Origin of the sequence: Chitinophaga sp., from assembly GCF_036566945.1 — a bacterium.
Classification (GTDB): Bacteria; Bacteroidota; Bacteroidia; order Chitinophagales; family Chitinophagaceae; genus Chitinophaga.
The window spans coordinates 1-6,085 of sequence record NZ_DATCVJ010000137.1; the positions used below are offsets into that span (position 1 = coordinate 1).

Consider the following 6,085-nt stretch of genomic DNA (forward strand, 5'->3'; position numbering starts at 1 on the left):
TATTCGGAAGATGGAAAATCAGTGGCCGGCATCAACCAGTTAAATAATAATATTCCGGGCATTGGACAGATAGGCGGCGCCGCTCCTACCGAGTACCTGGATTATGTACCAGGCGACCGTAAACAAAATACCACTACTTACCTGGACGCGCAGATCAACTACGGTAATACTTTCGGTAAAAATAATATAACAGGTATGCTCATTGGCCGTATGAACAACTACCTGGCCGGTGGAGTAACCAGTTTGCAGTTATCACTGCCGAAACGAAACCTGGGTGTAAGCGGACGCTTTACCTATGGTTATGATGATCGTTATCTGGCGGAGTTTAACTTTGGTTACAACGGGTCTGAACGTTTTGCCAAAAACAATCGTTATGGCTTTTTCCCTTCCATTGGTGCAGGTTGGGTAGTATCCAATGAAAAGTTTTTCAAGGGATTGCATGGCGTAGTTGACAACCTGAAATTCAGGGCCACCTTCGGTTTGGTGGGTAACGACCAGATAGGCAATGACAACGATCGCTTCTTCTTCCTGTCGCAGGTAAACCTGAATGATTTCTCCCGCGGCGCGGTGTTCGGAGAGCGTTTCGGATATGCCCGTCCGGGTGTTTCCACTTCCCGTTATGGCAACAGCAATGTTACCTGGGAATTATCCAAACAGTTGAACTATGGTATGGACCTCACCATTTTCAATGCGTTCACTGTTACCGTTGATGGTTATAAAAACAGGCGTAGTAATATTCTCATGACACGTGCCGATATCCCTTCTACCGTAGGATTGCAGGTAACGCCGCAGGCGAATACCGGTGAAGCGGCCAGCAGTGGTATTGATCTGGCACTTGATTATAAGAAATCTTATGGCACAGATGTGTGGATTCAGGCACGCGGTACATTTACCTATGCTACCAGCAAATTGCTTGTTAACGAAGAACCGGATTATGGCGCCGGCAAAGAATATCTTTCGGCGGTAGGTCATTCACTGAAACAGCGTTGGGGCTTCATTGCAGAGCGTTTGTTTGTAGATGATAAAGACGTAGCCAACTCACCGCGGCAGCTTGGCAACTATATGGCCGGCGATATTAAATACCGCGATGTTAGCGGCGATGGACAGATCACGACAGATGATATAGTGCCCATCGGATTGCCGGAATTCCCTGAAATATTATATGGATTTGGATTCTCTGCCGGTTATAAGGCATTTGATTTCAGTATGTTTTTCCAGGGATCTGCGCGTAGTTCCTTCTCTATAAATCCATCTGCGGTTTCTCCGTTTATTTCCGGTCCGGTGAATCCGTTAAACAGCAACGAGTACCTGTCCAGCGGCTACCAGAGCGGCTTACTGGATGTCATCGCAAAAGACCACTGGTCAGAAGACAACCGTAACTCCTATGCTTTCTGGCCCAGGCTCAGCAACACCTATGTAACAAATAATGTGCAATCGTCTACCTGGTGGTTGCAAAACGGATCTTTCCTACGTTTAAAAACCGTGGAGCTGGGATACAACTTCCCCCGTACACTCTTAAAGCGGGTGGGTATTTACAGCGGAAGACTTTATCTCAACGGTATGAACCTGCTCACGTTCAGCAAATTCAAACTATGGGATCCTGAAATGGGCGGTAATGGTCTTGGCTATCCCGTACAGCGTATTTACAACATTGGTGCGCTCATTGGATTTTAAACTTTCAACTGTATGATGATGATCAAACAACAATACAAAAATTTTATACGTGGCGTAATCGTACTGGGTTGTACTACTTTGCTGGCGCCGTCCTGCAAAAAGGCATTCCTGGACGTTACACCAGACAATATCGCCACCGTAGAACTGGCCTTCAATTCGGCTGCAGAAGCGGAGAAATATTTATTTACCTGTTATTCTTATCTGCCACAGGATGGCGAGGTACAGAACAACCCTGCGTATATGGGTGCGGATGAAATGTGGATGGAATATCCCACCGTGAGAATCAGCGATTATGTGTGGAATATAGGAAGAGGTAATCAGAATAAAGCGACTCCATACGTTAACACCTGGAGTGGCTTCGGTTCTTATTATCAGGCCATCCGGGATTGTAACGTTTTCCTGGAACATGTGGAAGACCCTACCGCCATACCGGATCTCCGTATTGACATGCGTATTCGCTGGACAGCAGAAGCGCAGTTTCTGAAAGCCTACTATCATTTTTTACTCCTGCGTCAATATGGCCCCATCGTTATCGTTGATAAAAACCTGGCGATAGACGCACCCATTGACCAGATGCGGGTAAAGCGCGTACCGGTAGATTCTGCCGTAAATTATATTGCGCAGTTGCTGGATTCTGCCACCATGAAATTACCAGATAGAATTCAAAACAATGCTACAGAGATGGGTCGTATTACCAGCGCGATTTCAAAAGCGGTAAAAGCTAAACTGCTGGTGATGGCTGCCAGTCCGTTGTTCAACGGCAACCCCGACTATGGCACTTTTAAAGACAAAGAGGGCACTCCTATGTTCAACGCTTCCTTCAGTGCCGCAAAATGGCAACGCGCCGCAGATGCGTGCAAGGAAGCCATAACAGCAGCGGAAGCCACCGGTATTAAACTCTACGAGTTTCCTTCTGCCTCAGAATTTAATCTTACAGACACCACGCGGATTCAGATGAGTTTGAGAGGCGCAGTATCAGAACCGCTGAATAGCGAAGTGATCTGGCCGCTCACCAATTCTCAGACCATTTCGCTACAAGCATTTGCCATGGGACATATCGATCCGGAACAGGCTACCAACACAGGTTCTATTGCTGTATTGGCGCCCACGCTCAAACTGGTGAATATGTTTTATACGCAAAATGGCGTACCCATTGGGGAAGACAAAACACTGAATTTTTCCAGTGCTACGCAACTGCGCACAGGTACTACCGCAGAAAAATATAACATCATCGAGAATTACCAGACTGCCAGGATCAATTTCGACCGCGAGCCCCGCTTTTACAGCTCCCTGGGGTTTGATGGAGGCGTATGGTATATGACCAACAGTCCCAGTAATTCTGATAACGACACCTGGACGCTGCAATGTAAAAAAGGACAATTCGGAAGTGGTTTAAATATCCCTGTTACCGGTTATTATCCTAAAAAACTGGTGAATCGTAAATTCATCTGGCAATCCAGCAACGCGGTATACATCGAGAACTACGCCTGGCCGGACATCCGCCTGGCAGATCTGTACCTGTTATATGCAGAAGCACTGAATGAAGCACAGGGTCCTACTGCTGAAGTACAGGAATACCTGAACCGGATTCGTGCCCGTGCAGGATTAAAGACGGTGGCCGCCTCCTGGACACAATACTCCAACAACCCCACCAAGTTCACCACCAAAGATGGGATGCGCGCTATCATTCACCAGGAAAGAGGCATAGAACTGGCTTTCGAAGGACAACGGTTCTGGGATCTCAGAAGATGGAAAGAAGCCGGTTTACAGTTAAATGGAAACGTACAGGGATGGGATACCAATCAATCCGATGCCAGCCTGTATTATAAGCCCATCACTTTTTATTCACAGCGGTTTGTGGTGCCGAGAGACTATTTCTGGCCAATTTCAGAAGCAGATATGCGTGTAAACCCCAACCTGGTACAAAATCCAGGCTGGTAACTTTTGGCAATTAAAATAATATCCGATGAACAAACATATAATCCAGCACATTTTTGCAACAACGTGCATGACTATACTCTTTTCTGCCTGCAAGCAGGATCTACTGCGCGCTCCTATAGAAAAGAGTAAGGGGGCTCCTGGTGAAGTGTCCCAGGTACAAATTGAGAATCGTAACGGATTTGCCAATATCATCTATCAATTTCCGGATAATCCGGACCTGGCTTACGTAAAAGCCGTATACGATGTAGGCAACGGAACCAAAAGGGAAGTAAAGGCGTCCTACTACACCAATCGTATGACCCTGGATGGCTTTGGTGATACGCTCACACACCAGGTACAATTGTATGCGGTCAATCGCGGAGAGGAAGCCTCTACGCCGGTAACGATTACCGTACAACCATTAGTAGCTCCTATTACCCTCACGTACAGAAACATGAAGGTAGTGGCCACCTTTGGCGGCATCAATATCCAGGCGGTTAATATATTCAGGTACCCGCTGGTCATCATGCCACTGTATGATTCTACCGGCAAAGGAGGCTATTCTCCACTGGATAATATCTACACGGAGGATTCGCTGATCAACCGGAATATCAGGGGACTGGATACAGTGCCCACAAAATTTGCCGTGAGTATACGGGATCGTTTTCTGAATCATACCGATACCATTTATGCTACGCTCAAACCCATCTTTGAACAGATGCTGGACCGCCTGAACTTCAGCGCGGTGCACTTACCCAATGATGCAAAGTTTGTGTATTCCACCAATCAAGAAATGATGTGGGATGGCCGTTCTGCCAGTCAGTGGCCATCTGCCTTCACCGATGAATCTGCCGGCGGTCCGGTATCCATTACCATTAATCTTGGTAAGGCAACCATCTTAAGCCGTTTCAAATTTTTCCCTTACATGGAAATTGGCAGCAACTACTATATCAGGGGTAATGTGCGGTTATTTGAGGTATATGGTTCCAACAATCCTGCGCCTGATGGTAGCTGGGGCAGCTGGACCAAGCTGCGCGACGGTGAGGTCATCAAACCTTCCGGCCAGCCTTACGGCACAGAAACCACCAGTGATCAGCAGGCGGCTGCCGCTGGATGGGAGTTTGATTTCCCTGCCGGCTTACCTGCCTACAAATACCTGCGGTTTAAGCTGCTGCGTACCTGGCAGGGACATTATGGTTTCTCTATTTCTCAAATGAAGATATGGGGCGCCTCTCTGTAAACTTAAATATCAACCACATGAAAAAATATTGCTTATATCTGTTCACGATCGCCGCTCTCGCCGGGTGTTCAAAGATGGATGATTACAAAAAATTCCAGCAGAGTGGCGAAATCCCTTATCCCGGTATCATGGATTCGGTAAAAGTTTTTGCCGGGAAAAACAGGGTGTTGGTGACAGGTCTTTTCACCTCAGATCCCAAAATTACCAAATACCGCCTTTTCTGGAATAGCCGCCAGGATTCGCTGGAAGTGCCTGTGGTTCGCAAAGGCTATGTAGACACTGCCAGCGCTGTTATCAGCAACCTGATAGAAGGTGCCATCAGTATTGAGGTCCGCACCTACGATGCTAAAAATAATATATCCATCCCCGTATTTGCGGTAGGAAACGTATATGGCGCACAATATGAAGACGGTGTGGGTAACCGCAGCGCCACCAGTACCTATGTTACCCGGGATGGTTTGGGGATAGACTGGGCGGCCGCTCCTGCCAACAGCATCTTCACGACCGTCCGATATACGACTACCGATGCCGGTATTAAGACGGTGGTGGTAAACAATGCAGAAGAGAGTACCGTACTGCCGGGTTATCGTTATGGCACAAAAATAACGGTCACTTCTGCCTATCGGCCGGAACCTAATGCAATTGATACGCTCCATGCATCAAAAGCCGATACGTTGATCAAAGAGAATGCGCTTTCCAGCTGGTATGTGAGCAGTGGCATGCGTACCAACTACACCGGTCCAAAGACCAACAACGTAGTGGCAGGTACCACTGTATTAAGTGGGGAGAAGGAAGCCGTAGAACTCAATGCCACGCAGGTGGAAGTTGACTACGCCAATCTTGCCGCCAATGCCTGGAAATACGTGCTGACCTATAACGGCACCACCCTATCGGTGGCCGCCAATACAACGATGCTGGCAGGAATTAAACCGGGTTCGTTCAAGGTGGTGAGTGCCACTTATGATAAGGCGACTGGTACCATCCATGTGATCACGGATTATACCAACACGGCCGGAGACGAGCGCGAAGTAGATGAAACCCTGACATTAGAATAGCCAACACCGATGCGTGTGCAAATATGTTGACTGGTTAACCCCATTATTCAGCAAAAATAAAAAACCAGGGCTGGCCTTTAGTGGCTGTTGCACAACTCTTGCCAAAAAGGCTCAATAACCTCTTACTTAATTTAGGTTAGAAGGTTATTGAGCCTTTTACTGTTAGTAAAAATGTTGTTGTTGTTACAGTGATAAG

General features: G+C 47.3%; 4 protein-coding genes. All 4 read left to right on the top strand.

Going from position 1 to position 6,085, the window contains the following annotated elements:
* Window positions 1–1,674: SusC/RagA family TonB-linked outer membrane protein (locus VIP81_RS03970; protein WP_331957183.1), on the top strand; the 1,674-nt coding region annotated here is incomplete at its 5' end.
* 12 nt (window positions 1,675–1,686) lie between these two features.
* Window positions 1,687–3,615, top strand: coding sequence for a RagB/SusD family nutrient uptake outer membrane protein (locus VIP81_RS03975; protein ID WP_331957184.1), 1,929 nt, complete (start codon window positions 1,687–1,689; stop codon window positions 3,613–3,615).
* A gap of 25 nt (window positions 3,616–3,640) precedes the next feature.
* Window positions 3,641–4,834: a DUF5000 domain-containing lipoprotein gene (locus tag VIP81_RS03980; RefSeq protein WP_331957185.1), complete on the top strand. Its 1,194-nt coding sequence runs from the start codon at window positions 3,641–3,643 to the stop codon at window positions 4,832–4,834.
* 17 nt (window positions 4,835–4,851) lie between these two features.
* The gene (locus VIP81_RS03985) at window positions 4,852–5,889 is read left to right on the top strand and encodes a DUF4998 domain-containing protein (RefSeq protein ID WP_331957186.1); all 1,038 of its coding nucleotides are present in this window, start codon (window positions 4,852–4,854) and stop codon (window positions 5,887–5,889) included.
* The last annotated feature ends 196 nt before the right edge of the window (window positions 5,890–6,085 follow it).

What these genes read in the sequence shown, in the direction of transcription:
- VIP81_RS03975 (WP_331957184.1), top strand. Translation starts at nt 1,687, where the DNA reads ATGATGATGATCAAACAACAATACAAAAATTTTATACGTGGCGTAATC.
- VIP81_RS03980 (WP_331957185.1), top strand. Translation starts at nt 3,641, where the DNA reads ATGAACAAACATATAATCCAGCACATTTTTGCAACAACGTGCATGACT.
- VIP81_RS03985 (WP_331957186.1), top strand. Translation starts at nt 4,852, where the DNA reads ATGAAAAAATATTGCTTATATCTGTTCACGATCGCCGCTCTCGCCGGG.